Origin of the sequence: Zhengella sedimenti (assembly GCF_046506625.1) — a bacterium.
Lineage (GTDB): Bacteria > Pseudomonadota > Alphaproteobacteria > Rhizobiales > Rhizobiaceae > Zhengella > Zhengella sedimenti.
The window spans coordinates 61,143-84,917 of record NZ_JBKFFP010000003.1; the positions used below are offsets into that span (position 1 = coordinate 61,143).

A 23,775-nucleotide genomic window follows, 5' to 3' on the forward strand; every position below is an offset into this window, starting at 1 on the left:
GTTTCGCAACCAAAAATCACAAAATAACATTATTTGGTTTGATTGTGTGGGAAAACCGGTTATGAAACCGTCATTGAAACCGGTTTCGGAGACACGGCGTGAAGCGGGAGGAGCGCAGGCAGGCGATCATGGATCTGCTGGTCGAGGACCGGGCGGTCGAGCTTGACGCGCTGGCCGAGCGCTTCGCCGTCTCGCGCATGACGATCCACCGCGATCTGGACGATCTTGAGCAAGCGGGCCTCTTGCGCAAGGTGCGCGGCGGCGCAACCATCGAGGCCGGCACGCAATTCGAGAGCGATTTCCGCGTGCGCGAGCGCCAGGATGCCGGGGCGAAGGCCCGCATGGCCCGCGCGGCACTGGAACTGGTCGAGCCGGGCATGACGGTCATGGTCAATGACGGGTCGATGGCCGGGCTGCTCGGCAGCCTTCTGCCGGAAAAGCGGCCGCTAACCGTCATCTCCAACAATGGCGCGGTGATCGACCGGTTGCGCGGCGAGGCGGGAATCACGCTGATCGCCACGGGCGGGGTCTATTCGTCCAAGTTCAACGCCTTTCTCGGGATCGTGACGGAAGAGGCGCTGGCGCGGATGCGCGCCGACATTGCCTTCATTTCCTCCCCGGCTGTTTCCGGTCTCCAGGCCTTTCATATGGACGAGGCGGTGGTGCGGGCCAAGCGCGCCATGATGGATGCGGCCCATCGGCGCTGCCTGCTCGTCAACCATGCCCGTTTCGGGCGCACGGCGCTGCACGTGCTGGCCGACCTTGCGGCCTTCGACGCGATCATTACCGACGACATGCCCGACGCGGGCTCGCGCGAAGCGCTGGAGCGCGCCGGGCTTTCCCTCACAATCGCCAAGGACGATGACGCATGAACGGACCATCGCCGCTGTGGATCGGCACAAGCTGGAAGATGAACAAGACGCTGGCCGAGGCCATGGCCTTCGCCGAAGCGCTGGCGGCGGCAGACGGCGGGCGCGATCCGCGCATCCAGCGTTTTGTCATTCCCCCGTTCACGGCGGTGCGCGAGGTCAAGCGGGCCCTGGCCCAAACCTCGGTCAAGGTCGGTGCGCAGAACATGCACTGGGCCGATGAAGGCGCATGGACGGGCGAGATTTCCCCGGTCATGCTGACCGATTGCGGGCTCGACATGGTCGAGCTTGGCCATTCGGAACGGCGTGAGCATTTCGGCGAGACCGACGAGACGGTGGGACTGAAAGTGGAGGCGGCGGTGCGCCACGGGCTGATCCCGCTCGTCTGCATCGGCGAGACGCTGGCCGAGCGGGAGGCGGGCCGCGCGAAGGAAGTGCTGGAGGCGCAGGTGCGCGGCGCGCTGAGCCGGCTTTCGGATGAGCAGAAACAGGCGCTGGTGTTGCTGGCCTACGAGCCGGTCTGGGCGATCGGGGTAAACGGCATTCCCGCAACAAGCGACTATGCCGACGCCCGCCAAGGCGAGATCATCGCCGTTGCGCAGGATGTACTCGGGCGGCGGGTGCCCTGCCTCTATGGCGGCTCGGTCAATCCGGACAATTGCGCCGAACTCATCTCATGCCCGCATGTGGACGGGCTTTTCATCGGGCGCGCTGCCTGGAATGTCGAGGGCTATCTCGACATCCTGGCGTGTTGCGCCACATCGAACTGACAAGGAGACAGGACCATGAAGATTGCCGTTGCCGGAGACAGCGCGGGCGAAGGCCTGGCCAGGGTGCTGGCCGATTACCTCAAGGACAGGCACGAGGTGGACGAGATCTCGCGCACCGAAGCCGGGCCGGATGCCTTTTATGCCAACCTGTCGGACCGGGTCGCCAACGCCGTGCTCGACGGCACTTATGAGCGCGCCATACTGATCTGCGGCACGGGCATCGGCGTGGCGATGTCGGCCAACAAGGTGCCGGGCATTCGCGCCGCCCAATGCCACGACACCTATTCGGCCGAACGCGCCGCGCTGTCCAACAATGCGCAGATCATCACCATGGGCGCGCGCGTGATCGGACCGGAACTGGCCAAGGCGATTGCCGATGCTTTCCTGAAGGAAACCTTCGATCCCGAGGGCCGTTCGGCGGGCAATGTCCAGGCGATCAACGAGGTCGACGCGAAATACAACGCGCGCTGAGGCGTTCCTTCATCCCCTCCCGGGACCTGACCGGGCCGCCGGTGTCCATGTTATGCCGGCGGCCGGAGATGACCGGCCTCAGTCGACCTGCACGCCCGGCCCGCCGGGGCTGAGCCAGAGGCCGATCATGCGGGCAGCCTCCAGCACCGCGTCCTTCAGTTCGCCATGCAGGCGGGCCTCCTCGACATAGGAATCGACAGCCGTGACATTGATCGAGGCGACCGTCTGGCCGAAACCGTCGCGCACGGGTGCTGCCACCGTGCAGACACCCTTCTCGAAGAAGGACTGGCTGACGGCATAGCCGCGTTCGCGGTCGCCGCGCAGCATGAAGGCCAGTTCGCCAACCGTCTTCGGGGTCTGCGGCGAAAAGGGCGGCAGGCGGTCCTCGGGAAACATGGCGCGCAGGTCCGCCTGTGTCAGATCGCAGATCAGCATCCGTCCCATCACCGTGGCGTGGACGGGAAAGCGGGTGCCCACCTGGACACTGCTGGCAATGGTGGAGCGGGCGGCGTGGCGGATGACATAGACCACTTCCTTGCCGTCCAGCACCGCCATGTGGCTGGACAGGCCGGTCTGGTCACGCAGGCGGCGCAGGATCGGCTGGGCGATGTCCACCAGGTCATCGGAGACGAGGTAGCCGAAGCCGAGCCCCAGAACGGCCGGCCCGAGCCGGAACTTGCGGTCACCATCGGCGACGAGGAAGTTCATCTGCTCCAGCGTGTGCAGCAGGCGGAAGGCGGAGGCGCGCGGCAGGGCCAGTTGCCGCACGATGTCCGGCGCGCCGAGTACCGGCTGCTCACGCGAGAACAGCATCAGGATGCGCAGCCCGTGCTGGAGTGCGGGGACCAGATAGGGGTCCTTTTCCTCCCGGGCCGTGGCTTCGATTTCCGCCGTGTCGCTCATGCCTTGCCGTTCTCGTCAGATGTCCAGGACCAGCCGTTCGCCCTTGCAGCGCGAGACGCAGATCATCATCGTCTTGCCCGCTTCCTGTTCCGATTTGGTCAGAACCGAATCACGGTGATCGGGAACGCCGTCCAGTACGCGCGTTTCGCAGGTGCCGCAAATCCCATCCTCGCAGGAGGTGTCGACGGAAACGCCGGCGCGCTGGATGGCCGAGGCGATGCTCTCGCCGGCGGCCACCTCGATGGTCTTGCCGGCCCTGTTGAGCACAACCGTGATGGCCCGGTCCTCGCCTTCGACCTCGATCGCCTTGGGCGAGAAATACTCGACGTGAACATGGGTCTCCGGCAGGTGCGCCGTCGCAGCCTCGAAAGCGGCAAGCATGCCGGCGGGACCACAGCAGTAGAAATGCGTTCCTTCCGGCTGGCCGGCAATCGCTGCGCCAACATCCATGGGGCCGCCGGCGGTCTCGTCGACATGGAGGACAGGGGCAATGTCCAGTGCCTGCAATTCGCCCAGGAAGGCGGCCCGGTCGGCCGAGCGCACCGCGTAGTGGAAATCGAAATCACGTCCAAGGGCGGCGAGCCGCCGCGCCATGCAGACCATGGGCGTCACACCGATGCCGCCGGCAATCAGAACGACCTTCGGCGCGTCCTCGACCAGCGGGAAATGGTTGCGCGGACCGGCAACGGGAATGACGTCGCCGACGCGCAGCGTGCGATGGATGAAGGACGATCCGCCGCGGCTGGCCGCATCCAGGCCGACGCCCACCGTGATGCGGTCGCGCAAGCCCGGATCGCCCTTGATCGAATAGGACCGGGTGATGCCGTTGGGCAGTGCCAGGTCGACGTGGGCGCCGGGCTCATAAGCGGGGACATCGCCGCCATCGGGCAGGCGCAACTCGATTTCGAGAACGTCGCGGGCGGCCCATTCCATCCGGTGGACGCGCATGTTGCGCGCGGTGTGGTCGGTCATGGCGTTCAGTCCTGTTGCAGCGAGACGTCGAGATTGGCGAAGGCATCCACCTCGACGAGCAGGTCGGGAAAGACGAGCCCGGAGACCTCGACCAGTGTCGAGACCGGGTAGGTGGCGGCAAAGGCGGCCTTGCGCGCCGTGTTCACCTCGTCCTTGCGGGCGATGTCGGTGACGTAGATGACGAGGCGGTAGACGTTGCCGGGATGGCCGCCAGCCGCCTTCACCTGGGCGAAGACCTTGTCGAGACAGGCACGTGTCTGGGCCTCCATGCTGGCGCCGCCGATGGCCTTGCCGTCGCGGCCGCGGGCTGTCACGCCGGACAGGACGATCTCGCGGCCGATCACGAGGCCGTTCGACCAGGAGGCGCCGGGCGGTTCCGGCACCTCCGGGCAGTCGATCTTCCTGAAGCCTGCCATCAGGCGCGGGCCTGCCGTTCGGCTTCGAGCTGTTCGCGGGCGAGCGACGCCATGCGCCGGCGCACGCGCACGAGGCCCAGGTCATGCTGGTAGAGGATCTCGCGGCCGCGCGGGTCGGTCAGGATGTCCTCCAGCATCACGCGGTCCTGTTCGAGCACGTGGTGGTGGCGTTCCTCCAGACGGTTCTTGTAGAGGAAGCGCCAGGCATCGCGCTGCCAGCCGTCCACCTTGCGGCAACGCCAGTGGAAGATCGCCGCCATGCGCTCGTTGATCGGCGTATACATGCCGACGATGTGGAAATTGCCGCCGGGCCCGCCGGTCTTGGGATATGGGATTTCAAGGCGCAGCCAATGGATGCCAGTCTCGCCCCATTCGGAGAAGTCGAAGTTGACGCTGCGCTGGCCTTCCTTCTCGAAGATGAAGCCGTTGTCAGTGTCCGTGATGACGAATTTCGCGGTGGTGTCGCCGAAATTCATGGAATGGGACTGCTTGTGCAGGAAGGTTCCGTGCATCGGGTCCATGACATTGTCGATGACGAAACGGTAGTCGCCCTTCCATTCCGCATAGTTCAGGAAATGGCTGTATTCAGGGTCGGAGAGCTGCTCGGGCGCGACGAAGGGCGCCGGGTCCGGGTTCGGGTTGGCGTCGTCGGACACATAGGCGAAGATGACGCCGAACCGCTCGATGATCGGGAAGGTGCGCACGCAGCGCATGCCTTCCAGCTTGCAACCGGGGCTTCCCGGCACGGAAACCGCGACGCCGTTCTCGTCCACCTGCACGCCATGATAGCCGCAGGCGATACGGTCATCCACGGCAATGCCGCGTGACAGGGGCGCGCCGCGATGCGGGCAGAAATCCTCAAGGCAGGCGACGGAACCGTCATACTTGCGCCAAAGCACCATCCGGTAGCCGAGACGGAACAGCGAAACCGGGCGGTCCTTGACGAAATGCGACGGGCAGATGGCCCACCACTGGTTGCGCAGCCCCACCTTGAGGCGCTGTTCGATCATCTCGTCGGTGACGGGAGCATCATTCCTGGGGGTGTCGAGCATGGTCAGGCTCCTCGGGGTCACGCGCCAAGGCGATTGAGTTCGGAAAGGACCAGTTCGCTGGTCCAGGGGCGGCCGCCGGGCGAGGGCACGGCATCGGCGATCAGGCTGGAGACGATGCCGTCGACATCGGTGACGCCGGCGGCGAAGGCCTTTTCCAGCGCGTCGGCCAGCAGGTCCTCATACTCCGTGGGGTCCCGGTCCCTCGACTGGTGGACCACGATATATTGTTCGGCCATCGTCACTTTCCTCCGTTGCGCACGCGTTCGCGGATCATCTCCCGGACCGGCACGAAATCGTAGGCCGGGAAGCACTGTGTTTCGAAGACGCCCCAGGCGGAGCGCTCCAGTTCGACATTGACGACATTGAGCTTGGAGGGCGGCAGGCGCAGCGTCACGATCTGGCCGAAGCCCATGGCCACCACCCAGGAGACGATCTCCACGCCTTCGGGCGGAAACCGTTCCCACCAGTCGGCCTGCTTGAGTCTCGTCTGGATGGCATCGAGATTGTTCGACTGGTCGTGTTTCAGGAACACGGTCATCAACATCGTCTCGCCGGATGCGTTCACCTGCCCCTCCTGATGCGGTGTTGTTCCAAATATGAAACAATTTATCATTATTGAAACAATGCTACGAGGAAAGCGGCGGCCTGTAAAGAGGCAATTGGAAGGACAGATTCTAGACAAAGCTGGTAAACGGGCTCTTGTTCTGACGAGAACGGATTTTTCATTTATGTCTTGCCAGATCGGAAATCTCGTCATAGCATTTCAATCAAGAACAGATTGTTCAAAAATGAACAGATAACGCGAGGGAAGCGGACGTGTCTGATCCGAAGGCAACGAAGACGGCAGCACGGGCAGGGGCGTTGGCCGCCGCCGGAGGCAGCGGCCATGGCGCTTGAATACCGCAACGTGACCAAGGCCTTCGGGTCGAAGGAAGACGGTACGCTGCTGACCGCGTTGAAGGATGTCTCATTCACCGCCGACGAGGGCGAGTTCGTCGCCATTGTCGGTCCGTCGGGCTGCGGCAAGAGCACGATGCTCAACATGACGGCGGGTCTCTACCAGCCGACCAGCGGCGAGGTTCATGTCTCGGGCGAACTGGTCACGCGGCCCAATTCCCATGTCGGCTTCATGTTGCAGAAGGATCTGCTGCTGCCATGGCGGACCATCGAGCAGAATGTCTGCTTCGGGCTGGAGGCGCGCGGCGTGGGCCGGGCGGAGTGCCGCGAGCGGGCCGCGGCCATGCTGGACCGCTGCCACCTGCACGGGTTCGGCGACTATTATCCGCACCAGCTTTCCGGCGGCATGCGCCAGCGCGCGGCGCTGGCCCGCACGCTGGTCATCGACCCGGCCGTGATCCTGCTGGACGAGCCGTTCTCCGCCCTGGATGCGCAGACGAAGATCATCATCCAGCGGAATTTCGCGGCCACCATCGAGCAGGAGAACATCACCACGCTGCTCATCACCCACGACCTGGCCGAGGCCGCCTTCATGGCCGACCGCATCCTGGTGCTGTCGCAGCGGCCGGGCACCATCGTGGAGGAAATCAGGGTCGACCTGCCGGACCGGGGCAATCCCACGGCGCGGCGGCAGAATCCCAAGGCACAGGTCTACATCAACCGGATGTTCGAGATCCTGAAGCTGAAGGACCAGGAAGAACTCGCGTGAACCGAACCATCGGAAAAACAAAGAGGGTGAACATGAAGAAGCTTTTCAGAACCATCGTGACGGCCGTCTCGCTCGCGGCCATGGCCGGGGCCGCGACGGCCGCGGAGAAAATGACCTATCTCTTCCCGGCGCCGGACTTCCTGCCGGCCTTTGCGCCTTTCAAGATCGCCATGGCGAAGGGCTATTACACCGATGCCGGACTGGACGTGACCTTCCAGGTCGGCAAGGGCGGCGCCGACGTGGCCAAGCAGGTTGGTGTCGGCAATGCGGAACTTGGCGGCGGCATCGGTGACACCGCCATCATCGTGCGGGCCAATGGCCTGCCGATCCGCGGGGTGGCCGTTCTCGGGGCCAAGGCGCTGACGCAGATCTACTGGCGCAAGGATGCCGGCGTGAATTCGCTGGCGGACCTGAAGGGCAAGTCCGTCGGCGTGCTGTCCTTCCAGGACACGACCTATTACAACCTGCTCGCCGCGCTGGCGAGCGTCGGGCTGACGAAAAACGATGTCGACATCCAGGCCGTCGGCCCGGCCGGCATCATCCAGCTGATGATTTCCGGCGACACGCAGGCCATGTCCGGCACGGTCGAGTGGGCGGGCGCGGTGCGCGCGGCCGGTATCGACGTCGGCATGGTGCCGATCAACGACATCTTCCCGGCCATGGCGCAGGCGATCATCGCATCTGACAAGATGATAGCGGAGAAGCCCGAACTGGTGAAGGCCTTCGTGCAGGCCACCATCAAGGGCTATGTCGATGTCATCAACGATCCCGAGCAGGCTGCCAAGGACTATGTCGCCGCCGTGCCGCAGCATGCCGGCAAGGAAAAGGTGATGGAAGGCATCATGCGCGGCTATATCGACCTCGTCTACGGCACCGATACCGAGACCTTCGGCATGTTCGACGAGGCGCGCATGAAGGCGGTGCAGGACTTCTACCTGAAGAACGACATCGTCCGCGAGGCGGTGCCGATCGCCGACACCTACACCAACCAGTTCGTCGCCAAGTGACGGGCTGACCGGCAAGGGGCGCGGCCAGCATGCCGCGTCCCATGCCCGCCCTGCGGCCTGGCTGCCGCGAAACCTTTTCCGCCTGCTGGACCGGGACCGATGAAAAACACCGTTCTCATGACGACACTCGTGGTTGCCCTCATCTTCCTGCTGGTGTGGGAGTTCGTCCCGCCGGCGCTGGGCGTGCCGCGCTACATCATTCCCACGCCCAGCCAGTGCCTGGAGGAACTGATCCGCAACATCCGGCTGGACAACCTTGCGGGCCATACGCTCTCGACCTTCGTCATGACGCTGATCGGCTTTGCCGTCGGCAGTTTTCTCGGCGCGGTGATCGGCTACCTGCTCGGCATGTCGACCTTCTGGGAGCGCGTGCTCTCGCCCTATATCCTGGCGCTGCAGATCGCGCCGAAAGTGGCCTTCGCGCCGCTGTTCATCATGTGGTTCGGCTTCACGTTCTGGCCGAAGCTGCTTGTGACGATCCTGATCGTCTTCTTCCCCATCCTCGTCAACGTGCTGCAGGCGATGAAGACTGTGGATCGCGACATCATCAACCTGGCGCGCGCCTACAACCTCACGCGCTGGCAGATCTTCCGCAAGATCGAGTTCCCGTCCACGCTGCCCTCGCTGCTGGCGGGCCTGCGCATCGGCTCCACGCTGGCGGTGATCGGCGTGACCGTCGGCGAACTGGTGGGCGGCAATACGGGCCTCGGCTTCCTCATCTCCTATGGCGAAGGACAGGCGAACGCGGCCATGGTGTTCAACGCCATCCTGCTGCTCACCCTGATCGGCATCGTGCTCTATTCCGCCGTGACCTGGGCGGAGAGGCGCCTGCTGCACTACATCCCCAAGGCGGAGCACTGAGCGATGGCGCGCGCCGCCCTCTCCGGAACCCGTCTTGACGTACTGGTCGCCGGCGCCGGCATTGCCGGCTGCGCCGCGGCCATCGCGCTTGCGCGGGACGGACACCGCGTGCGCGTGGTGGAGAAGCAGAGCGAATGGCGATTCCTCAGCTCCGGCATCTTCGTCTATTCCAACGGGCTTGAAAGCCTGGCCGATCTCGGCGTGCTCGATGCCATCCTGGAGGCCGGCTTCGCCATACCGGGCGGGCGCAACGCCTATTTCGACCATCGCGGAAACCCGATCGTCGATGTCACCTATCCGCCGGGCGAGCGGCCGGGCGTCCCGGCCATCCTCGGCATCAAGCGGGCGGAACTGCACCGGATCCTGGCCGCCCGGATGCAGGCGCTCGGTGTCCCGGTGGAACTGGGCGTCACGGTCAGCGCCATCGACAACCGCGCCGACGGCGTGACCGCGCGGCTGAGCGACAGGCGGGCGCCAACCGCCGACCTGCTGATCGGTGCCGACGGCATCCGCAGCGCGATGCGCGCGATGGCAGGTATCGAAGTGGAGCCGCGCCATACCGGTTTCGGGGTGTGGCGGGCGGTGCATGAGCGACCGGCCGGACTGACCGACAAGATCATGCTGATGGGACCGGGCAAGCGGTTCGGCATCATGCCGATCAGCGACGACCGGCTCTACACATTCGGCACCGTGGCCGAGCCGAAGGAAAACCGCTTCGATCCGGCGGCCTGGCCTGAAACGATGCGTGCCCGCTTCGCCGAGTTCGATGGCCTGGCGCGGTCCTTCCTCGACGACACGGGGCCGCACAGCGAAGTCTTCTATACCGCTGTCGAGGAAGTGGTGCTGCCGCTGCCGTGGCACCGCGGCCGGGTCCTGCTGATCGGCGACGCGGCGCATGCCTCCACGCCCTTCATGGGGCAAGGCGGTGCCATGGCGATGGAGGACGGGGTGGTACTCGCCCGCCTGCTGGCCGCCACGGACGACGTCGATGCCGCGCTCGACCGGTTCGGTTGCCTCAGGGCGCCCGTCTGCCGCTTCGTGCAGGACGTCTCCCGGGCCGTCGGCGAGGCCGGCGCGCGCGAGGACGCGGCAGCGCTTGCCGGACGCGACGCGCGGATGCGGCGCGAGGCGCAAGCCGCCGTGGACGATTTCTATGCCCGGCTCGCAGCCTTCCGGCGCGAGACGGACACTGCCATTCGCGCCCTTCAGGGCAAGGGCGCGCCGACCGGACAAAACCCCGTTTATGAAACCCCAGGAGGTGTATCATGACTGCTGCCCCGACCATGCCGACCATCAACCCCGACGATGTGCAGATCCCGGAAGGCATGAGCCTTGCCGACTGGATCGAGAGCCGCGTCGCACGCTACGAGACCCGCAAGCTCGACTGGAACGCGCTGAAGTTCCAGGCCGACTACGATCCGAAATACCGCCGCGCGCAGATGCGCTACATCGGCACCGGCGCCACGGGCGTGAAGAGCGACAGCAATGTCATTCCGGCCGAGCACTTCACCTTTTCCACCATGGTGCTGCCGGCCGGCTGTGAAGGTCCGCTGCATATCCACACCGATGCCGAGGAGGTGTTCTTCATCCTGCGCGGTCACAAGATCCGCCTGATGATCGAACACAAGGGCGAGATGGTGGAAACCGTTCTCACCGAGCGCGACATCATCTCGGTGCCGCCCGGCGTCTATCGCGGCCTCGTCAACGAGGGCATCGAGGAGGCGCTGATGTGCGTCATCATCGGCAATCCCAAGCCGGTGACGCCGACCTATCCGCCGGAGCATCCGCTGGCCAAGATCAAGCGCAATTGAGAAAGGCCGGATGTGACCATGCTTGAGAACCGGACGATCCTGATCACGGGTGCTGCACGCGGGCTGGGGCGCGAGATCGCGCTGGCCTGCGGGCGTGCCGGGGCGCGTCTGGTTCTGGCCGACATCGACGAGGCGGGGGCGGCAGAATCCGCGCGCCTCGTCGCCGGGTACGGGGGCACGGCACGCGCCGCGCATGTCGATCTCGCCTCGCCCGACAGCATCGCGGAACTTGCCGCAGGTGTGGCGGAGCAGGAGGGCCGGCTCGACGGGCTGGTCAACAATGGCGCCATCGCCACCGGGATCGGCGGCAAGGCGCTCGACGAGATCGACATCGAAACCTGGGACCGGGTGATGGCGGTCAATGTGCGCGGGCTGTGGCTGATGACGCGCGCCGCCGTGCCGCTGATGGAGGCGGCCGGCGGCGGGCGGATCGTCAACATCGCCTCCGATACGGCGATCTGGGGCGCGCCACGCCTGCTTTCCTATGTCGCCAGCAAGGGCGCGGTCATGTCCATGACCCATTCGCTGGCGCGCGAACTCGGTCCGAAAGGAATCGGCGTGACCGCCGTCGCGCCCGGCATCCTGACGACGGAATCGACCGAATACGTCCCGGCGGAACGCCACAAGCTCTACCAGGACGGGCGGGCGGTGCCCGGCCCGCAGGGACCGCAGGACGTGACCGGCACCATCGTCTTCCTGCTCGGACCCGATGCGCTGACGCTGACCGGACAGATCCTGCCGGTCAACAGGGGGTTCGTGTTCCTATGAGCCGCGCCCGGAAAGACATGGTGATCGAGGGAACGGACATTCGCCTGTCCGAGGGGAAGGGCGGGCCGGTGCTGGTCATGCTGCACGGCATCGGTTCCGACATGTCCTCCTTCGACGGCCTGTCGGCCGCCTTGCCGGAGGACTGGACCCTCATTGCATGGAACGCGCCCGGCTATCGTGCGTCGCGCGCCCTGGAGCAGGCCTGGCCAACCGCCGGCGATTATGCCGAACGGCTGGCGGCGGTCGCCGATGCGCTCGACCTGCCGCCTTTTCTGCTGGCCGGCCATTCGCTTGGCACGCTGATGGCGGTCGCGTTCGCGCGTCTCCACCCGGACCGCGTGGCGGGCCTGGTGCTGCTGGCCTGCGCGCAGGGCCATGGCGCCGCGCCCGGCAGGCTTGGCGAGAAGGCGCAGGCGCGTCTCGATGATCTCAAAGCGCTCGGGGCGGAAGAATTTGCCCGCAGCCGCGCGCCGCGGCTCATGGCCGACGCCAACGCCATGCCGGCGGTGCGCGACCGGGCCATCGCGGCGATGGCGGCGATCAACCCCCAGGGCTACGCGCAGGCGGTGCGGATGCTGGCGACGGGCGACCTGGCGGGCGAGGCAAGCCATGCGCGGGTGCCCTCGCTGGTCATGGTGGGTGAAAAGGATGCAGTGACGCCGCCGGCCCAGAGCCGCGCCGTGCACGCAGTGCTCGCGGCGGCATCGCCGGACCTGCCGCACGTGTTCCGGAGCGTTCCGGATGCGGGGCACATCCTGCACCAGGAATTTCCTGAAGCTGTGGGCGCGGAAACCGTCCGTTTCGAAGCCTCGCTTGCCGGAATCGGGGAGATGGCGCGATGAGCGACGAACACAACGGCTACAGCGTGCCCCCGGTCGAGCGGGCCTTCCGCGTCTTGCGCTACATCGCCGACGGTAATCCCTGCGCCAACCTGTCCCGGGCGGCCAAGGAGACCGGTGTCAACCGCACCACGCTGTTGCGCCTGCTGCATACGCTGGAGCAGGAGGCGATCATCGAGAAGGCGGAGACCGGGCAGGGTTACGTGCTCGGGACCGGTCTCATCAATCTCGCCGCCAGCGCGCTCTATTCACGCGACATCGTGCAGGTGGCGCATCCGGAATTGCGCCGTCTCGTGCGCGAACTGGGGCTTTCGGCGCATCTGGGCATCATGGACGGGCGCGAGATCACCTATCTGCTGCGCGAGACGCCGAACCTGCACCTGGTCTCCAATGTCCGCGTCGGCAGCCGCCTGCCGGCCCATGCGACCACGATCGGCCGCATCATCTTGGCGCATCGCGATTTCGCCGAGGTCGAAGCGCTCTTCGCGACCTCCGCAATGGCGCCGGCAACAGCCAAGACAGCCACGACGCTCGCTGCGCTCGCCGAGCAGCTTGCCACGGACCGAAGGATCGGGATCGCGTGGAGCGTTTCCAATTTCGAGGCCGGGATCGGATCGGCGGCGGCGGCGGTGTTCGATTCGCAGGGCAAGGCCGCCGGGGCCATCAACGTCACCGGACCGGACCATGAATTCGCCGAGAGCGCGGGCCGGCGCGACGAGATCGCAAGGGCGCTCACCGCCGCTGCGCAACGCATCTCCCATCAACTCGGGCATATCCCGTCTTCCGCCCGGATCCGCCATCTGTCAGGAGGCCACCATGACTGACCCCATGCGCGTCGATTTCCTGCGCGGCATCGCCATGCGCGCGCCCGCCATGACCGAAACCGCCGACTTCTACGAGGGCACATGGGGGCTGAAGCGCGTGCCCTCCAATGACGGCACGGTCTACCTGCGGGGAACCGGGCCTGAGCCCTACATCTATTCGCTGACCGATGGCGCCGATTTCGGCATCGAATACATCAATTTCGGCATGACGAGCCGGGCGCGGCTGGAGGCGCTGCACGATCACCTGTCGAAGGCGGGCGCGCCGGTGCTGGGTGACCCCGCGGAACTGACCACACCGGGCGGCGGCATCGGCTTTTGCGTGCGCGATCCCGACAACCGCATCCTGCGCATCGTGGCGGACACGTCCGACAACGGCGATGCGCAAAGCGAATTCGCCATGCCCGTGAAGGTTTCCCATGTGGTCGTCAACACGCCCGACCTCAAGACGACAGAAGCCTTCTACACCGAGATGCTCGGCTTCCGGCTGTCCGACTTCTACGTCGACCGGATGTCCTTCCTGCGCTGCAGCAGCGACCACCACTCCATCGGCCTGTTCCAGAACGCGCATGCCAGCGCCAACCATGTCGCCTTCGAAATGCGCGACATGGATTCCTTCATGCGCGGCATCGGGCGGATGAAGCAGAAGGGTCATGTGCCAAGCTGGGGACCGGGACGCCACGGGCCGGGCAACAACCCGTTTGCCTATTTCGTTTCGCCGTCCGGTTTCGTGATCGAGTTCACCACCGAATTGCAGCAGATCGACGAGGCGACCCACGTGGCGCAGGAATGGCCCTGGGGCGACCCGGAGCTTTCGGACCGCTGGATGACGGCCGGGCCGCCCACGCCGGCGATGCGCGCGGTCATGCTGGGCCGTCCCGACCGGGGCTTCCCGCAGGCGGGAGCGCGCTGAATGGACCTCGGGCTGAAAGGCAAGGTCGCGGTCGTTACCGGCGGTTCCTCGGGCATCGGGCTGGCTGCCGTGCGCCAGTTTCTTGCCGAAGGGGCAAGGGTGGCTTTCTGTGCCCGTGACGCGGAGCGGCTGGAGACGGTCGCGGACGGGCTGAAGGGCGAGTTCGGCGCGGACAACGTGCTGGGCATTGCCGCTTCGGTACTCGACGCGGAAGCCATGCGCGATTTCGCTGCCCGCGTGCGTGACCATTTCGGCGGCGCGGACATGCTGGTCAACAATGCCGGACAGGGCCGCGTCTCCACCTTCGCGGGCACCGATGACGATGCCTGGCGCGAGGAACTGGAGCTGAAATTCTTCAGCCAGATCCACCCGGTGCGTGCCTTCCAGGCCATGCTCAAGGCCAGCGGTTGCGGCGCCATCGTCGGCGTCAATTCGCTGCTTGCCTACCAGCCGGAGCCGCACATGGTGTGCACCTCGGCGGCACGGGCGGGCGTGCAGAACCTCCTGAAATCGCTCGCCACTGAACTGGCGCCGGATGTGCGGGTCAATTCCATCCTGCTCGGCATCGTCGTTTCCGGCCAGTGGCACCGCCGCTTCGAGGCGCGCGAGGACACGTCCGTTTCGCTGGAGGACTGGCTCAAAGCGGAAGCGGCAAAGCGCCACATTCCGCTCGGCCGTTTCGGCGAACCGCACGAGCCGGCCAATGCCATCGTCTTCCTGGCCTCGCCCGCGGCCAGCTACATCACCGGTGCCCGGCTGGAAGTTTCCGGCGGGACCTCAAGATTCGTGTGACACAATGCTCATGAAAACCGACGCGCCGACCAGAACCGAAACCGTGGGCGAGGCCATCGCCCGCCATCTTGCCGAGATCGGCGTGACGCGCGTCTTCGGCGTGATCTCGATCCACAACATGCCGATCCTCGACGCCATCGCCCGGCAGGGGCGCATCCGCTTCGTGCCGGCGCGCGGCGAGGCCGGCGCCATGAACATGGCCGACGCCTATGCCCGCGTGTCGCGTTCGCTGGGCGTCGTCATCACGTCGACCGGAACGGGCGCCGGCAACACGGCGGGCGCGCAGGTGGAGGCGCTGACGGCGGGCTCGCCGGTGCTGCACATCACCACGCAGGTGGACCGCCAGTTCATGGACCGGGACCGGGCCGCAATCCATGATGTTCCGCGCCAGACCGAGATGCTGAAGGGCATTTCCAAGACCTGCCTGCGCCTGTGGGAGGCGCGTTCGGTCCACACGGTGCTGTCGGCGGCGGCGTCGGCGGCGCTCAGCCCGCCATCGGGGCCGGTCAGCCTCGAAATCCCGGTCGACGTGCAGCGCGAAGCCGTGCCGGTACAGGACGCCATCGCCCGGCCGGTCATCGTTCGCCCGCTGGCCGGCGAAGAGACCATCGCGGCGCTGGCCGAAATGGTGAAGAAGGCCCGCCGCCCGATGCTGTGGCTTGGCGGCGGCGCGCGCCATGCCGCGGATGAAGCGAATGCGCTGGTCGCGCGTGGTTTCTGCGCGGTGACGAGCACCAATGGCCGGGCCGTGGTCGACGAGGCGAGCCCCCATACCCTCGGCGCCTTCAACATGACGCCCGAGGCGGAGGCGATCTATCGCGACTGCGACCTGATGATCGTCGCCGGGTCGCGCCTGCGTGGCAACGAGACGCGCAACAACACGCTTGGTCTGCCCGCGCCGCTCGTCCAGATCGACGCCGAAGCAACGCAGGGCGCGCGCAACTACCCGGTGGATCTGTTCATCCACGGGGATGCGAGGGACACGCTCGCCCGATTGCTCGAACTGCTGCCCGAAACGCTGGAAACGGATGCCGAATTCCGCCATTCCATCGCCATTGCGCGGGTCAAGGCGGAGGGCCGCCTGCGCGACCAGCTTGGCGTTTACCGGGTCATCGCAGACGCCTTGCAGGAGCGGGTCGCCGAAGGCGGCCATCCCTTCGTGCGCGACGTCACGATTTCCAATTCCACCTTCGGCAACCGCTATGTGCAGTTTGCCAGGCCCCATCACGGCGTTCATGCGCTGGGCGGCGGCATCGGGCAGGGCCTTGCCATGGGCATCGGTGCGGGCCTCGTCGAGGGCGAGGCGAAATCGGTCGTGCTCGTCGGCGACGGCGGCGCGCAGCTTGGCATTGCCGAACTGATCACGGCGGTGGAGGAGAAGGCCAACCTCGTCTACGTGCTGATGAACGACCAGGCCTATGGCGTCATCAAGAACATCCAGGATGCCCAATATGGCAGCCGGCACCACTATTCTGCCTTGCGCACGCCGGACTTCGCGCTGCTGTGCCAGGCGGTGGGGATGCCGCATGCGAAGGTCACGCACGAGTCGGCCTTTGGCGACGCGCTGGACAGCGCGCTTGCCGCCGACGGCCCCATGCTGGTCGAGGTGGACATGTGCGCCATCGGTCCTTTCGCGCAAGCCTTCGCGGGTCCGCCTGCCGGGGCCGCGGGGAAGGAACGGTGATGATCAGGCGGCTGGCCATCATCGGGGCGGGCGCGATCACCGGCGAAATGCTGACCGTGCTCGGGCGCAGCCTGCCGCAAAGGCTGGAAAGCCTGACCGTGCTGGCTCGACCGGGCAAGAGTTCGGCGGTTGAAAAGGCGCTCGTGCTCCCGGCACAACAGGTGGCGGACGATTTCCGCGTGGTGGAATGCGTGACGGCCCTGATTGCCGCGCGCCCCGACCTTGCCATCGAGGCGGCGGGCCATGGCGCCGTCGCCGAGCATGTTCCGGGACTGCTGGAAGCCGGGATCGAAACGGTGATCGTCTCGACCGGCGCGCTGAGCGATCCCGAACTGGCGGCGCGGCTGGAGTCTGCGGCAAGGGCTGGCGGCACGCGTCTGGAACTGTCGTCCGGCGCGGTGGGCGGCATGGACATTCTCGCCGCGCTCGCCCGCTCGGATATCCGGTCCGTCACCTACACGTCGCGCAAGCCGCCCAACGCCTGGAAAGGTACAAGGGCGGAGGATGCACTCAACCTTGGCGTGCTGACGCGCGAAGCCGTGTTCTTCGAGGGCACGGCGCGGCAGGCGGCGGCCGACTATCCGAAAAATGCCAATGTGGCGGCGACCATCGCGCTGGCCGGAGCGGGCTTCGAGCGCACAACGGTGCGGATGATCGCCGATCCCGCCGTCAGCGCGAACGTGCATGTGTTCGATGTGGTTTCGGATGCGGCGGAGGTGTCCGTGCGCATTGTCGGCAAACCATCGCCGGCCAATCCGAAGACGTCGCTGCCGACGGTCTACAGCCTCGTGCGCGCGGTGATGTACCGCATCAGCCCCATCGTTTCCTGAAGGCCTTTCCATGAGCATCCAGCCCTGCGCCCTGCCTGAAAACCTGCTCTTCATCGCCGGCGAGTGGCGCAAGGGGCGCGGTGCGCCGATCGAATCGCGCTTTTCCGCCGATGGCAGCCTGAACCGGGTGATCGACGGGGCGTCGCGCGAGGATGGCATCGCGGCCATCGAGGCAGCGGTCAGGGCGCAGGCCGATCCGGCCTGGCGGGCGCTGAAGCCACATGAGCGGGCGCGCATCTTCCATCGCATCGCCGACGGCATCGAGGCCAGTGCCGGGCGCATTGCCTGGATCCAGAGCCGCGACACAGGCAAGACGCTGCGCGAGACGGCGGCGCTGGCGGCTTCGGCCGCCGGCACGTTCCGCTATTTCGGCGCTGTCTGCGAGACCATGGACAGCGAGATGACTGCGCCGCGCGGCGATGCGCTGACGCTGTCGCTGCACGAGCCGCTCGGCGTCGTGGCCGCCATCACGCCATGGAATTCGCCCATTGCCTCGGACGCGCAGAAGGTGGCGCCGGCACTAGCGGCAGGCAATGCGGTGATCCTGAAGCCCGCATCGTGGAGCCCGCTGGTGGCGCTGGAACTGGCGCGCATCGTGGAGCAAAGCGGCCTGCCCAAGGGCCTTTTCTCTGTCCTGCCCGGTTCGGGCGCGGAGATCGGCAACCTGCTTGTCGAACATCCGTCCATCGCCAAGGTGTCGTTTACCGGTGGCACGGCGACGGGCCGGCGCATTGCCATGAAGGCGGCGGAAAAACTGATGCCTGTCTCGCTGGAACTGGGTGGCAAGTCGCCGACCATCGTGTTCGGGGACTGCGACACGGATCTCGCCATTGCCGGCATCCTCTTCGGCATCTTCTCCTCCTCCGGCCAGTCCTGCATCGCCGGGTCGCGGCTGTTCGTGCAGCGGTCGATCTACGAATCCTTCGTCGCCCGCCTCGTCGAGGCGACGGAGTCACTCGTCACCGGTCATCCCCATGACGAGGCAACGCAGGTTGCGCCGCTCGTCCATCCCGATCACCGGGCGAGCGTCGAGGACTTCGTCAAGCGCGCGATTGCCGATGGCGGGACTGTCCTGACCGGCGGCAGGCGGCCCGACGATCCTGCGCTGGCCGATGGCGCCTATTACCTGCCGACGATCATTTCAGGGCTTGCCAATGAGGCAGAACTTTGCCGCGAGGAAGTGTTCGGCCCGGTGCTGGCCGTGCTGCCCTTCGACGACGAGGCTGACGTGATCGCCCAGGGCAACGACAACCAGTACGGGCTGGCCTGTGGCATCTGGACCCGCGATTTCCCGAAGGGCTGGCGGGTGGCGCGCGCCATCCAGGCCGGCACGGTCTGGATCAATACCTACAAGCAGTTCTCGATCTCGACGCCGTTCGGCGGCGACAAGGAAAGCGGCATGGGGCGCGAGAAGGGACGAGCCGGCATGCTCGCCTACATGCGGCAGAAATCGCTCTACCAGGATTTGACAGGACAACCGCATCCCTGGGCCCGCTGGCCCAGGATGTGAGGAGGAGAAGGCATGGACAAGAAGCTATCCATCGGCATTGTCGGTGCGGGCATGGGCGGGCTCACCGCCGCCATCGCACTCATCGGCATGGGCCATGACGTAACGATTTTCGAGCAGGCGCGCGAATTCGGCCGTGTCGGCGCGGACATCAACCTGACACCCAATGCGGTGCATGTGCTCGACCGCATCGGCATCGGCGAGCGGTTGCGCGCCACGGCGGCGCGGCCCACGCACCGCATCAGCCGCATGTGGGACACGGGCGAGGAGACATCCCGCCTGGAAATGAGCGACACGGCTGAAGAGAAATACGGCGCGCCGCAACTGACCATCCACCGCGCCGACCTGCTCAGCGCGCTGGAAGAGAAGATCGATCCGGCACGTTTCCGCATGGGCTGGAAGGCCACGGCGGTGGAGGAGACCGCTGACGCGGTATCCGTGACCTTCGCCAATGGCGAGACGGTTTCCTTCGATGTGGTCATCGGGGCCGACGGCATCCATTCGGCCGTGCGCGGCGCGGTGTTCGGGCCGGAAAATCCGCAATTCACCGGGCTTGTCTCGTGGCGGGCGACCTTCCCGCGCGAAAAAGCCGCCGACCTGCCCAATCTCGACGCCTTCACCAAGTGGTGGGGACCGGAGCCCAGCCGGCAGATCGTCACCTTTCCGCTGACGGCGGGGCGGGAAATCTTCGTCTTTGCCACCACGCCGCAGGATGACTGGCGCGAGGAAAGCTGGACGACACCGGGCGACATTGCCGAATTGCGCGCCGCCTATGCCGACTTCAACCCGGAGGCCCGGCGGCTGCTCGATGCCTGCGACAGCGTCACGAAATCCGCCCTGCACGTCCGCGATCCGCTGCCGCGATGGTCAACGGGCCGTGTGACATTGCTGGGCGATGCCGCCCATCCCATGACGCCCTTCATGGCGCAGGGCGCCTGCCAGGCCATCGAGGACGCCATCGTACTTGCACGGGCGCTGGAGCGGGCGGATGGCGCTGGCGTTCCGAATGCGCTCAAACGCTACGAGGCGGCGCGCAAGGAGCGCACGGCAAAGATTCAGATCGCTTCGCGCGGCAATGAATGGCTCAAGAAAGGCGGCAATGCCGACTGGGTCTATGGCTATGACGCCTGGCAGGTGGCCGTCTGAGACCCGGCACAGGGGGCGGCGCCTGCCGTCCCCCCCTCGCTCCATCTCCATCTCCCGGTCGCGATGGGGAGCAAGGCCGGAAAGGCCCGCTTGAAAGGCTTGAAACCCGAGTCAAATCATCTAGTTTGGGAGCGTTCCAATCGGAGCGCCACGAATGGCGTTCGCCGGAGATGCCCATGCGCCTGACCCGCCAGACCAATTACGCGATCCGCATGATGATGTATTGCGCGGCCAATCCGGCGGAACTGAGCCGGGTCCCCGAGATCGCCAGGGCCTACGGCGTTTCGGAGCTTTTCCTGTTCAAGATCCTGCATCCGCTGGTGGATGCCGGCCTGATGGCGACGGTGCGCGGGCGCAATGGCGGCGTGAAGCTGGCCAAGGCGGCAGAAGAGATCACGCTGTTCGACGTGGTGCGTGTCACGGAGGAGAATTTCGTGATGGCCGAATGCTTCGAGAACGAGGCCGCCGACTGCCCGCTGATCGATGCCTGTGCGCTGAATGCGGCGCTGCGCAAGGCGCTGAATGCCTTCTTCGAGGTGCTGGCGGCGCACACGGTCGCCGATCTCGTGCGCAACAAGCCGCATGTCAAAGCGTTGCTGGGGCTGGAACCGGCTGCCTGAGGGCGCGGCGGCATCGCCGAAAGGCTGGACAAGCACACGCATTCCCCTGATACGATGACGGTCGAGGAACAGCGGGCAACGATGCGCTGCTCCTGCGTTGCATGGCCCAACCAGAGGCTGGGGGACCGGACGTGACAATGCCCTTTCCCGTGATCGCGGGCGATATCGGCGGCACGAATTCGCGCTTCCGCGTGATCGGGCCGGACGGCCAGGCCGTCGGCGAGACGGTGGAAATGAAGAACGCCGAATATCCTTCCGTCATCGAGGCGTTGAAGGCAGGCTATCCGGCCGACATCATCCGGGCAGCGCAGACACTCGTGATCGCGGTGGCCTGCCCGGTGGACGATCCGCCCTTTCACCTGACGAATTCGCCCTGGGTCATCGATCCGGCCGCCATCCGCGCGGCCCTGGGCCTTGTGCAGGTGCGCGTGATGAACGATTTCCTGGCCCAGGGGCTGGCCTGTGCCAGCCTGCCGCTCGGCTTGATGCAACAGATCGGCGGGCATGCGCGCGAGGAGGAAGCGCCGCGCGTGGTCATCGGTCCGGGGACCGGCCTCGGCGTGGCGCAGGTGGTCCGTGCTTGCGGCAAGTGGGTGGTGATACCGGGCGAGGGCGGGCACCTGGACCTCGGGCCGCGCACGGCGCGGGAATTCGCGCTCTGGCCGCATCTGGACATGCGCGGCTGCCGGCTGGAAGTGGAAATGGCGGTCTCGGGCCAGGGGCTGGAAAACCTGCATCGCGGATTGAGGCGGCTGGAAGGCCGGGCCGACAGCGAAGAACCCGTTTCCGCCGCCGCGATCACGGCGCTCGCCCATGACGGCGACGCGCTGGCCGTGGAGGCGGTGACACTGTTCACGACCATTCTTGCCCGCTTTTCCGGCGACCTGGCGCTGCTGACGCTGGCGCGCGGCGGCGTCTACCTGGCCGGCGGCATGACCGCACACCTGATCGACCTGGTGCGCGGGCCGGCCTTCCGCGCGGCCTTCGAGGACAAGCCCCCCTTCTCCTCGATCATGGCGGAGATCCCGATGTACCTCATGCCCGGCGGTACGCCGGCGCTGGACGGGATTTCCGCCTATGCGGCCAACCCGCATGCCTTCGAGGTGGAAAGCGCCATCCACGTGACCCGATGAGCGCGGTGGCGGGCGCGGACTTGACGCATTGCGCAAAACAGTAAGTATGCGACCTATTTCCAGGGGCGGCCTTGCGGCACCCTGACCCAAGGGAGGACGCGTCATGAGCCAGCAACTCGGCACGCTGGAGGAACTGCCCCAGGACTACCGCGACGACATGGCGGCTGCCGGCGTGGCCCCGCTCTGGCCGATGATGCGCAACGTGCTTCCGCACGGCCAGCCCAACGCGGTGACGCGGCCGGGCTACTGGAACTATGACAGGCTGCGTCCGCTGCTGCTGCGCGCCGGGGAGCTGACGCCTGTGGAAAAGGCGGAGCGGCGGGTGCTGGTCCTCTCCGATCCCGGCCGCGGCGTTGGCGCGATGCAGGCCACGGCCTCGATCTATCTCGGCATGCAACTGCTGCTGCCGGGCGAGACCGCGCCGGCGCACGTGCACACGCCGAGCGCCGTGCGCGTGGTGGTGGAAGGCAGGGGCGGCTACACGGTCGTCGACGGCGAGAAGCTGCCGATGGAGGAGGGCGACCTGGTCCTGACGCCCGGTGGCGAGTGGCACGATCACGGCCACGAGGGCAGCGAGCCGGTGGTCTGGCTGGATGCGCTGGACCTGCCGCTGTTCCATTACCTCGAAGGCTCATACGCCACGGAAGGGCCGTTGCAGGCGCAGCGCAACCGGCCGGACGCAAGCCAGGTGGAGTATCTCGCGTCGGGCCTTGCGCCATCGCGCAGGCCGGGCGCCGGCACGCGGCGCTATCCCATGATGCGCTATCCGTGGACGCGCACCGAGGCGGCGCTGCGGCAGATGGCCGTCCATGGCGGCGACGCGATTGCCGAACTGGATTTCGTGAACCCCGAGACCGGCGCGGACGTGCTGCCGACCATGGGCTTCACCGCCATGATGATCCCGGCGGGCGGGCGCGACGCGCCGCCGCTGCGCTCGTCCTCCTGTGCCTTTCACGTCGTCAAGGGTCGCGGCCGGACCGTCATCAATGGCGAAACGCTGGACTGGGGCCCGAAGGACACCTTCACGGCGCCGGTCTTTGCCGGGATCACCCATGAAGCGGCGGAGGAGTCCTTCCTCATCCGGGTCCACGACCGTCCGCTGCAGGAAAAGCTGGGCTATTACGAGGAACGTGCACGGTGAGCGCAGACGCATCCCTTCTCTTCGAGGTTCCTTCCAGTCCGGTGGTGCCGGTCAAGGGCGAGACGGCCGGTTATCCGGTCCACCGCATCTTCTGCGTGGGGCGCAACTATGCCGCCCATGCCGCGGAAATGGGGGTGGAAGTGGACCGCGAGGCGCCGTTCTATTTCACCAAGTCGCCCAGTGCGCTCGTGCTCAGCGGGGCCACGATCCCCTATCCTCCGGGAACGGAGAATTTCCACTACGAGATGGAGTTCGTGGTGGCGCTGGGCGCGCCCGTGTTCAGGGTCTCTCGCGAGGCGGCGGCGAAGGCCGTTTACGGCTATGCCTGCGGCCTGGACATGACACGCCGCGACCTGCAACTGGCCGCGCGGGCCAAGCAGCGGCCGTGGGACCTGGGCAAGGACGTCGAGCAATCCGCCGTCATTGCCGAGATCACCAGGGCGGATGATTTCGGCACTGTCGGCGCCCAGGCCATCCGGCTGTCGGTCGATGGCGCCGTCAGGCAGGATGCAACGCTCGATGACCTGATCTGGAGCGTCGACGAACTGGTCTCGCACCTCTCGCACTATTACCACCTGCGTCCGGGCGACCTGATCTACACGGGCACGCCGGCGGGCGTCGGGCCGGTGGAACCCGGACAGACCATCCTCGGGACGATTGACGGGCTGGCGCCGGTGGAACTGGCGATCGGCCAGCCGGAGTAGTCTGACCGACAAGCAGAACGGCTTGAATTCGCGCGGGAGTTGCCGTTGCGTCCGGTCCGGAAATTTGACCAGAGGGTTG

General features: G+C 66.3%; 27 protein-coding genes. 21 read left to right on the forward strand and 6 right to left on the reverse strand.

The window, feature by feature from the left end; translation table 11 throughout:
* The first annotated feature begins 98 nt into the window (after positions 1-98).
* From ACLB6G_RS09700 to derI, 3 genes are read left to right on the forward strand one after another with little or no spacing between them, the layout of a single operon-like run.
* Complete coding sequence (locus ACLB6G_RS09700; RefSeq protein WP_410355970.1) at positions 99-872, forward strand: DeoR/GlpR family DNA-binding transcription regulator; 774 nt, start codon at positions 99-101, stop codon at positions 870-872.
* Positions 869-1,639 carry a triose-phosphate isomerase gene (locus ACLB6G_RS09705; RefSeq protein ID WP_410355971.1) on the forward strand — a complete coding sequence of 257 codons (771 nt, stop codon included), beginning with the start codon at positions 869-871 and terminating at the stop codon, positions 1,637-1,639. Before ACLB6G_RS09700 ends, ACLB6G_RS09705 begins: the two co-directional genes overlap by 4 nt.
* Before the next feature lie 15 nt (positions 1,640-1,654).
* On the forward strand, positions 1,655-2,110 hold the full coding sequence (gene derI, locus ACLB6G_RS09710; RefSeq protein ID WP_410355972.1) for a D-erythrulose-4-phosphate isomerase: 456 nt from the start codon (positions 1,655-1,657) through the stop codon (positions 2,108-2,110).
* A 78-nt stretch (positions 2,111-2,188) separates the two neighbouring features.
* Here the strand turns inward: derI and ACLB6G_RS09715 are convergent, their stop codons facing one another.
* Genes ACLB6G_RS09715 through ACLB6G_RS09740 form a run of 6 tightly spaced genes read right to left on the reverse strand, consistent with a single transcriptional unit; the run spans position 2,189 to position 6,018 of the window.
* Complete coding sequence (locus tag ACLB6G_RS09715; RefSeq protein WP_410355973.1) at positions 2,189-3,013, reverse strand: IclR family transcriptional regulator; 825 nt, start codon at positions 3,011-3,013, stop codon at positions 2,189-2,191.
* Positions 3,014-3,028: 15 nt separating this feature from the next.
* Positions 3,029-3,985 (reverse strand): PDR/VanB family oxidoreductase, encoded by a 957-nt coding sequence (locus ACLB6G_RS09720; RefSeq protein WP_410355974.1) that lies wholly within the window; start codon positions 3,983-3,985, stop codon positions 3,029-3,031.
* Between the two features lie 5 nt (positions 3,986-3,990).
* A complete protein-coding gene (locus tag ACLB6G_RS09725) occupies positions 3,991-4,401 on the reverse strand; it encodes a RidA family protein (RefSeq protein WP_410355975.1) in 411 nt (136 codons plus the stop codon).
* Positions 4,401-5,453 (reverse strand): Rieske 2Fe-2S domain-containing protein, encoded by a 1,053-nt coding sequence (locus ACLB6G_RS09730; RefSeq protein ID WP_410355976.1) that lies wholly within the window; start codon positions 5,451-5,453, stop codon positions 4,401-4,403. Before ACLB6G_RS09730 ends, ACLB6G_RS09725 begins: the two co-directional genes overlap by 1 nt.
* Positions 5,454-5,470: 17 nt before the next feature.
* The gene (locus ACLB6G_RS09735; protein WP_410355977.1) at positions 5,471-5,689 is read right to left on the reverse strand and encodes a recombinase-like helix-turn-helix domain-containing protein; all 219 of its coding nucleotides are present in this window, start codon (positions 5,687-5,689) and stop codon (positions 5,471-5,473) included.
* A 2-nt stretch (positions 5,690-5,691) separates the two neighbouring features.
* On the reverse strand, positions 5,692-6,018 hold the full coding sequence (locus tag ACLB6G_RS09740; protein WP_410355978.1) for a hypothetical protein: 327 nt from the start codon (positions 6,016-6,018) through the stop codon (positions 5,692-5,694).
* Between the two features lie 321 nt (positions 6,019-6,339).
* Here ACLB6G_RS09740 and ACLB6G_RS09745 point away from each other — a divergent pair, with 321 nt between their 5' ends.
* The 18 genes from ACLB6G_RS09745 to ACLB6G_RS09830 all read left to right on the forward strand — a co-directional run bounded on the left by ACLB6G_RS09745 (position 6,340) and on the right by ACLB6G_RS09830 (position 23,696).
* Positions 6,340-7,119, forward strand: a complete 780-nt coding sequence (locus tag ACLB6G_RS09745; RefSeq protein WP_410355979.1) for an ABC transporter ATP-binding protein — start codon at positions 6,340-6,342, stop codon at positions 7,117-7,119.
* 32 nt (positions 7,120-7,151) lie between these two features.
* A complete protein-coding gene (locus ACLB6G_RS09750; RefSeq protein WP_410355980.1) occupies positions 7,152-8,126 on the forward strand; it encodes an ABC transporter substrate-binding protein in 975 nt (324 codons plus the stop codon).
* Positions 8,127-8,225: 99 nt separating this feature from the next.
* Positions 8,226-8,987: an ABC transporter permease gene (locus ACLB6G_RS09755; protein WP_410355981.1), complete on the forward strand. Its 762-nt coding sequence runs from the start codon at positions 8,226-8,228 to the stop codon at positions 8,985-8,987.
* Between the two features lie 3 nt (positions 8,988-8,990).
* Positions 8,991-10,256 (forward strand): FAD-dependent oxidoreductase, encoded by a 1,266-nt coding sequence (locus ACLB6G_RS09760; protein WP_410355982.1) that lies wholly within the window; start codon positions 8,991-8,993, stop codon positions 10,254-10,256.
* Positions 10,253-10,798 (forward strand): cupin domain-containing protein, encoded by a 546-nt coding sequence (locus tag ACLB6G_RS09765; protein ID WP_410355983.1) that lies wholly within the window; start codon positions 10,253-10,255, stop codon positions 10,796-10,798. Before ACLB6G_RS09760 ends, ACLB6G_RS09765 begins: the two co-directional genes overlap by 4 nt.
* A gap of 18 nt (positions 10,799-10,816) precedes the next feature.
* Positions 10,817-11,566 carry an SDR family oxidoreductase gene (locus ACLB6G_RS09770; RefSeq protein ID WP_410355984.1) on the forward strand — a complete coding sequence of 250 codons (750 nt, stop codon included), beginning with the start codon at positions 10,817-10,819 and terminating at the stop codon, positions 11,564-11,566.
* 17 nt (positions 11,567-11,583) lie between these two features.
* Complete coding sequence (locus ACLB6G_RS09775) at positions 11,584-12,408, forward strand: alpha/beta fold hydrolase (RefSeq protein WP_410355985.1); 825 nt, start codon at positions 11,584-11,586, stop codon at positions 12,406-12,408.
* Positions 12,405-13,229: an IclR family transcriptional regulator gene (locus tag ACLB6G_RS09780; protein ID WP_410355986.1), complete on the forward strand. Its 825-nt coding sequence runs from the start codon at positions 12,405-12,407 to the stop codon at positions 13,227-13,229. The genes ACLB6G_RS09775 and ACLB6G_RS09780 overlap by 4 nt, the downstream gene beginning before the upstream one ends.
* Positions 13,222-14,139: a VOC family protein gene (locus ACLB6G_RS09785; RefSeq protein ID WP_410355987.1), complete on the forward strand. Its 918-nt coding sequence runs from the start codon at positions 13,222-13,224 to the stop codon at positions 14,137-14,139. The genes ACLB6G_RS09780 and ACLB6G_RS09785 overlap by 8 nt, the downstream gene beginning before the upstream one ends.
* Positions 14,140-14,931 (forward strand): SDR family oxidoreductase, encoded by a 792-nt coding sequence (locus ACLB6G_RS09790; protein WP_410355988.1) that lies wholly within the window; start codon positions 14,140-14,142, stop codon positions 14,929-14,931. It begins immediately after the preceding gene.
* Between the two features lie 10 nt (positions 14,932-14,941).
* Positions 14,942-16,615, forward strand: a complete 1,674-nt coding sequence (locus tag ACLB6G_RS09795; protein WP_410355989.1) for a thiamine pyrophosphate-binding protein — start codon at positions 14,942-14,944, stop codon at positions 16,613-16,615.
* Positions 16,615-17,445: an aspartate dehydrogenase gene (locus ACLB6G_RS09800; protein WP_410355990.1), complete on the forward strand. Its 831-nt coding sequence runs from the start codon at positions 16,615-16,617 to the stop codon at positions 17,443-17,445. Before ACLB6G_RS09795 ends, ACLB6G_RS09800 begins: the two co-directional genes overlap by 1 nt.
* Positions 17,446-17,455: 10 nt before the next feature.
* Positions 17,456-18,955, forward strand: coding sequence for an aldehyde dehydrogenase (locus ACLB6G_RS09805; RefSeq protein WP_410355991.1), 1,500 nt, complete (start codon positions 17,456-17,458; stop codon positions 18,953-18,955).
* Positions 18,956-18,967: 12 nt separating this feature from the next.
* On the forward strand, positions 18,968-20,098 hold the full coding sequence (locus ACLB6G_RS09810) for an FAD-dependent monooxygenase (RefSeq protein ID WP_410355992.1): 1,131 nt from the start codon (positions 18,968-18,970) through the stop codon (positions 20,096-20,098).
* 176 nt (positions 20,099-20,274) lie between these two features.
* Positions 20,275-20,718, forward strand: coding sequence for an iron-responsive transcriptional regulator RirA (gene rirA / locus ACLB6G_RS09815; RefSeq protein WP_410355993.1), 444 nt, complete (start codon positions 20,275-20,277; stop codon positions 20,716-20,718).
* A 137-nt stretch (positions 20,719-20,855) separates the two neighbouring features.
* Positions 20,856-21,851 carry a glucokinase gene (locus ACLB6G_RS09820; protein ID WP_410355994.1) on the forward strand — a complete coding sequence of 332 codons (996 nt, stop codon included), beginning with the start codon at positions 20,856-20,858 and terminating at the stop codon, positions 21,849-21,851.
* Between the two features lie 103 nt (positions 21,852-21,954).
* Positions 21,955-22,992 carry a cupin domain-containing protein gene (locus tag ACLB6G_RS09825; RefSeq protein ID WP_410355995.1) on the forward strand — a complete coding sequence of 346 codons (1,038 nt, stop codon included), beginning with the start codon at positions 21,955-21,957 and terminating at the stop codon, positions 22,990-22,992.
* Positions 22,989-23,696, forward strand: a complete 708-nt coding sequence (locus tag ACLB6G_RS09830) for a fumarylacetoacetate hydrolase family protein (RefSeq protein WP_410355996.1) — start codon at positions 22,989-22,991, stop codon at positions 23,694-23,696. Before ACLB6G_RS09825 ends, ACLB6G_RS09830 begins: the two co-directional genes overlap by 4 nt.
* Positions 23,697-23,775 lie beyond the last annotated feature (79 nt).

What these genes read in the sequence shown, in the direction of transcription:
- ACLB6G_RS09805 (WP_410355991.1), top strand. Translation starts at nt 17,456, where the DNA reads ATGAGCATCCAGCCCTGCGCCCTGCCTGAAAACCTGCTCTTCATCGCC.
- ACLB6G_RS09760 (WP_410355982.1), top strand. Translation starts at nt 8,991, where the DNA reads ATGGCGCGCGCCGCCCTCTCCGGAACCCGTCTTGACGTACTGGTCGCC.
- ACLB6G_RS09785 (WP_410355987.1), top strand. Translation starts at nt 13,222, where the DNA reads ATGACTGACCCCATGCGCGTCGATTTCCTGCGCGGCATCGCCATGCGC.
- rirA (WP_410355993.1), top strand. Translation starts at nt 20,275, where the DNA reads ATGCGCCTGACCCGCCAGACCAATTACGCGATCCGCATGATGATGTAT.
- ACLB6G_RS09720 (WP_410355974.1), bottom strand. Translation starts at nt 3,985, where the DNA reads ATGACCGACCACACCGCGCGCAACATGCGCGTCCACCGGATGGAATGG.
- ACLB6G_RS09725 (WP_410355975.1), bottom strand. Translation starts at nt 4,401, where the DNA reads ATGGCAGGCTTCAGGAAGATCGACTGCCCGGAGGTGCCGGAACCGCCC.
- ACLB6G_RS09825 (WP_410355995.1), top strand. Translation starts at nt 21,955, where the DNA reads ATGAGCCAGCAACTCGGCACGCTGGAGGAACTGCCCCAGGACTACCGC.
- derI (WP_410355972.1), top strand. Translation starts at nt 1,655, where the DNA reads ATGAAGATTGCCGTTGCCGGAGACAGCGCGGGCGAAGGCCTGGCCAGG.
- ACLB6G_RS09795 (WP_410355989.1), top strand. Translation starts at nt 14,942, where the DNA reads ATGAAAACCGACGCGCCGACCAGAACCGAAACCGTGGGCGAGGCCATC.
- ACLB6G_RS09755 (WP_410355981.1), top strand. Translation starts at nt 8,226, where the DNA reads ATGAAAAACACCGTTCTCATGACGACACTCGTGGTTGCCCTCATCTTC.
- ACLB6G_RS09715 (WP_410355973.1), bottom strand. Translation starts at nt 3,013, where the DNA reads ATGAGCGACACGGCGGAAATCGAAGCCACGGCCCGGGAGGAAAAGGAC.
- ACLB6G_RS09705 (WP_410355971.1), top strand. Translation starts at nt 869, where the DNA reads ATGAACGGACCATCGCCGCTGTGGATCGGCACAAGCTGGAAGATGAAC.
- ACLB6G_RS09750 (WP_410355980.1), top strand. Translation starts at nt 7,152, where the DNA reads ATGAAGAAGCTTTTCAGAACCATCGTGACGGCCGTCTCGCTCGCGGCC.
- ACLB6G_RS09765 (WP_410355983.1), top strand. Translation starts at nt 10,253, where the DNA reads ATGACTGCTGCCCCGACCATGCCGACCATCAACCCCGACGATGTGCAG.
- ACLB6G_RS09745 (WP_410355979.1), top strand. Translation starts at nt 6,340, where the DNA reads ATGGCGCTTGAATACCGCAACGTGACCAAGGCCTTCGGGTCGAAGGAA.
- ACLB6G_RS09810 (WP_410355992.1), top strand. Translation starts at nt 18,968, where the DNA reads ATGGACAAGAAGCTATCCATCGGCATTGTCGGTGCGGGCATGGGCGGG.
- ACLB6G_RS09770 (WP_410355984.1), top strand. Translation starts at nt 10,817, where the DNA reads ATGCTTGAGAACCGGACGATCCTGATCACGGGTGCTGCACGCGGGCTG.
- ACLB6G_RS09800 (WP_410355990.1), top strand. Translation starts at nt 16,615, where the DNA reads ATGATCAGGCGGCTGGCCATCATCGGGGCGGGCGCGATCACCGGCGAA.
- ACLB6G_RS09780 (WP_410355986.1), top strand. Translation starts at nt 12,405, where the DNA reads ATGAGCGACGAACACAACGGCTACAGCGTGCCCCCGGTCGAGCGGGCC.
- ACLB6G_RS09735 (WP_410355977.1), bottom strand. Translation starts at nt 5,689, where the DNA reads ATGGCCGAACAATATATCGTGGTCCACCAGTCGAGGGACCGGGACCCC.
- ACLB6G_RS09790 (WP_410355988.1), top strand. Translation starts at nt 14,140, where the DNA reads ATGGACCTCGGGCTGAAAGGCAAGGTCGCGGTCGTTACCGGCGGTTCC.
- ACLB6G_RS09730 (WP_410355976.1), bottom strand. Translation starts at nt 5,453, where the DNA reads ATGCTCGACACCCCCAGGAATGATGCTCCCGTCACCGACGAGATGATC.
- ACLB6G_RS09775 (WP_410355985.1), top strand. Translation starts at nt 11,584, where the DNA reads ATGGTGATCGAGGGAACGGACATTCGCCTGTCCGAGGGGAAGGGCGGG.
- ACLB6G_RS09820 (WP_410355994.1), top strand. Translation starts at nt 20,856, where the DNA reads ATGCCCTTTCCCGTGATCGCGGGCGATATCGGCGGCACGAATTCGCGC.